The 1,169-nt window shown below is 57.3% G+C and carries 2 protein-coding genes; one reads left to right on the forward strand and one right to left on the reverse strand.

Translation table 11 applies throughout. The features are described 5' to 3' along the window. Positions 1–114 precede the first annotated feature (114 nt). A complete protein-coding gene (locus AC1D1X_RS23910; protein ID WP_477699427.1) occupies positions 115–666 on the reverse strand; it encodes a hypothetical protein in 552 nt (183 codons plus the stop codon). Between AC1D1X_RS23910 and AC1D1X_RS23915 the strand changes: the two genes are divergently transcribed. Continuing rightward, positions 562–1,050 carry a low molecular weight protein-tyrosine-phosphatase gene (locus AC1D1X_RS23915; protein ID WP_477699426.1) on the forward strand — a complete coding sequence of 163 codons (489 nt, stop codon included), beginning with the start codon at positions 562–564 and terminating at the stop codon, positions 1,048–1,050. The genes AC1D1X_RS23910 and AC1D1X_RS23915 overlap by 105 nt on opposite strands. The last annotated feature ends 119 nt before the right edge of the window (positions 1,051–1,169 follow it).

The following is a 1,169-nucleotide window of genomic DNA, read 5'->3' on the forward strand; positions in this document are numbered from 1 at the left end:
GTGCTCATCCGGCAGTTCCAGGCGCGCAGGCCACCCAGCCTATGGCGCCAGGTTAACGCCGGGTTAGCGCCGGGCTAACTTCTCTGCCTGCTTTTTGGGATGTCCGTGAAGCCGTCAGGCCGGCTTTGACGCAACCGGCACGGGCTGAAAAGTTTCCAGGTGGGCGATGATCAGATCGGTCACCTCCATCCCGCTCAACGAACTCAACGCAAAAAACGCCACAGAGTCGGCATGGCCGGCCCGGGGATCGTAGTACTGCGACGGCACCTGCCGCAAATAACGCGCACGCGGCCTGCTGCCCTGTACGTCATACACCAGGGCGTCGTCGGCAATTCCTACTTGCAGCCMGTGAAGCGGGCCTCCTATGCAGGTCATCAGCATTGCATGGTTGTCTCCGTCAATGGACTGTATACGGATGGGGTGGCTGTGGCTATGGGCCGTCTGGCCTAGTGGTGGCTTTGTCGGCTGGATGGGCGGTGGCAAACCTAAAATGGTTCTGGCAGCCCAAGGCCGCATGTTCTTTGGGTCTTCCATGGCGAATTCCGGCCCAACCTTCAATCCATGAAACCCTATTCCATTCTCTTTGTCTGCATGGGCAACATCTGCCGCAGCCCCACAGCCCATGGCGTGTTCCAGCAGAAAGTCATGGATCGCGGGCTTGCCCATCAGATCCAGGTTGATTCAGCCGGCACGCACAACTACCACCCCGGCAACCCACCCGATGAGCGCTCGCAAGCCTACGCCGTCAAGCGCGGTTATGACCTATCCGGCCTCAGGGCCCGGCAGATTTCGGATTCAGATTTTGAGCGCCACGACTTGATTCTGGCCATGGACTGGGACAACCTGGCCTTGATTCAGGAGGAATGTCCCGCCGAACATCTCGGCAAGGTACGCAGGCTCACGGAGTTCTGTTTGAGGCATGAMAGCCCGGTGGTGCCTGATCCTTACTACGGTGGCAAGGATGAGTTTGAGCATGTGCTGGATTTGGTTGAGGATGCTTGTGAAGGGCTGCTTCGGTATGTTGAAGGTCAGCTGAAGCTGGCGAATTGAGCGTGCGGTGGCTACTTTCATGTCGTTGCTCTTAGCCGGTTACGCCATGGTGCTTCTTTTGATAAAGATGTAACTTGTATTTGAAAAGGCGTTTCGATGTCCACCGAGTGCCCCAATAT

This window comes from Polaromonas sp. P1_G4 (assembly GCF_056405475.1).